The organism is Desulfitispora alkaliphila (genome assembly GCF_050433185.1).
Classification (GTDB): domain Bacteria; phylum Bacillota; class Desulfitisporia; order Desulfitisporales; family Desulfitisporaceae; genus Desulfitispora; species Desulfitispora alkaliphila.
Window position 1 is genome coordinate 1 of sequence record NZ_JBNPXS010000082.1, and the last position, 2,165, is coordinate 2,165.

The 2,165-nt window shown below is 36.7% G+C and carries 3 protein-coding genes; 2 read left to right on the top strand and 1 reads right to left on the bottom strand.

The window, feature by feature from the left end; translation table 11 throughout:
* The first annotated feature begins 193 nt into the window (after positions 1-193).
* The gene (locus tag GGQ84_RS15370; protein WP_429163697.1) at positions 194-949 is read left to right on the top strand and encodes a LysM peptidoglycan-binding domain-containing protein; all 756 of its coding nucleotides are present in this window, start codon (positions 194-196) and stop codon (positions 947-949) included.
* Positions 950-1,069: 120 nt separating this feature from the next.
* Here GGQ84_RS15370 and GGQ84_RS15375 read toward each other — a convergent pair whose 3' ends face one another.
* Positions 1,070-1,447 (bottom strand): alpha-helical endospore appendage domain-containing protein, encoded by a 378-nt coding sequence (locus tag GGQ84_RS15375; protein ID WP_429163699.1) that lies wholly within the window; start codon positions 1,445-1,447, stop codon positions 1,070-1,072.
* A gap of 196 nt (positions 1,448-1,643) precedes the next feature.
* Here GGQ84_RS15375 and GGQ84_RS15380 point away from each other — a divergent pair, with 196 nt between their 5' ends.
* Entirely contained in the window at positions 1,644-1,976 is a 333-nt protein-coding gene (locus tag GGQ84_RS15380) for an alpha-helical endospore appendage domain-containing protein (protein ID WP_429163701.1), read from the top strand.
* Positions 1,977-2,165: the final 189 nt, after the last annotated feature.

Genomic DNA, 2,165 nt, shown 5'->3' on the forward strand with positions numbered 1-2,165 from the left:
TGCAATTAACTTAATGAACCGCCAAGTACCGAACGGTATGCTTGGTGGTGTGAGAGGACGGTAGATAAAATAATTATCTACCTCCTACTCGATACTTGATTTTCGCAATTTTCTAGACAGCTAGGAACTGTTTTTTTGTTTATGCCTATAATGTTACAAAGACAACTAAAATTAAACTGGGGGGAATCTTAGTATGGAGAATGAAAATCAAAATGATAGTATGGTTTTTCAAGCAACAAATTGTCCGGGAGGAATACTTTATGCCGTTAGGCGGGGCCAAACACTATTTTCGATAAGTAGGTTGTTTTCAGTAACTGTTGATCAAATCATTGAGGCAAATCCGGGAATAGTTCCAGATAGGCTTACCATTGGGCAGGTAATTTGCATTCCGGGTGTTGTTGATCGGTTATGTCCTCGAGGACGCTTGCGAACGGTTCAAAGGGGAGAGACACTATTTCTAATTGCAAGGGCTGAGGGAATACCGCTAAATGTCTTAATCGAAGCCAACTTCTGGCTGCCAGATCCCACTCTTATCTTTCCAGGTGAACAAATATGCATACCTCTTATAGTCACTGATGCCTGCTGTTTAGTTTTACAAAGAGCAGTTGATGCAAACAATTTAGATTTTCGTGGAGTGTCATTAATCGAGCCAAATGACAATGGTGGTAGAGTAACTGTTGCTGCCGTAGGCTTACCTGAACCTTCTACCTTTGGCGATTTCAACGCTTACCTAGGTTCCTTAGTGTTTAGGGAAATAGAGAGGTTGATTCCGTTAGAAAGGGTTTCAATTGATCAACAACCTGTAGTTTGGGCTGGGGCAATAGATGTTGATGTTCCTCCGTTAGGAGCTAACCTTGTAGTGGTCTTCCCTTATAATACGGAAACTGATGAAAGAGGACCAGATGTGTTACGAGGATTAGTTATCAATTGTCAGCCTGCTCTAAATTAACAAAAAACAAAGACTGGATTGGTGGCAGTAATGCGCAAAAAAATGGGCTATGCTAAGTAAGTGAGCAGAGGCCCATTTTTTACTGTATTTAGTGTCTTTTTTTATTGGCTGGGAGAAAATTCATGGTATGCGCCAAACCAGTTTTTTCTTTGTTGTAGTTGTACTTGTTGAAGTAGTACTTGTAGTTGTACTTGTTGAAGTCGTAGATGTAGTTTTTGAATTTGTTGTGGAAGCTGAATTTGCAGTTGTTGTAGGCACTAATTCCACGATATTTTCCACCTTAGATTGTAACAGCATCTGCATTTTAATCATATTCGTAAGAGTTTGGTTTACACTCTTATGAATATCTTTAGTATCTTGGATTGAAAGCTTTTCAAGTTTACACTCATCTAAAACATATAACATTTTTTTAGTTTCTGCATCCATCATTTCAGATAAACTTTTTTCTTGAAGTGCTATTGAAGTTAACAAAAGGTTAAGCGCATTTTCCAGTTTCATATCTCTTACTTCCCTTCCCAAAAATCTAGTTTCCTTCAACATCGCTTCTAAACAGTTTGACCTATTTAAACATATGTCCAAATGTTTAATTATATAATAAAAAATTTAAAATGAGGCAATTGTAATTAATCACACTGCTAACTGTTAGGAATATACTACAGTATAAAATATCAAAAAAGAGGAAGGTGTTTTGAGTATGTCATTTCCAAACGTTCCAAATGTAACTCCAGAGATTGATCTTGACCGAGAAGATGTTATTAATTTGCTTTTGGCATCCGTCGCTTTTGAAGAGCTAGGCTTGGCTCACATGATTAACGCTGAGGCAGAAAAGATTCAATTTGTTTTAGGAACTCTTGAAGGAGTAAACCCGCAAAATCCTCCATCACTAGATCAGTTGCTGGAAGTTAACCGCTCAGTAGAACAAACATTAAGAGGTATTATTAAGAAAGAAATGCTACTTCAATTCAAGCTTGAGGATATTCTTGATATACCAAATGGTAATAATGATACTAACGACGAAGAAGAATAACAACAAAATAAATAACGGAAATTAACACTATTTCTGCAGAAGAGCAGTGAAAGGGAGATATAGCCCTGTTCACTGTTCTTTTCTTTTAAATATTTGGATAGGTTACACTTAATTGGACAATAAAGATAAGGTCATGTAAATTAATAAGTAGAAAAGGAGAGGTTTACATGGCTAAAAGACAAAGAAGAA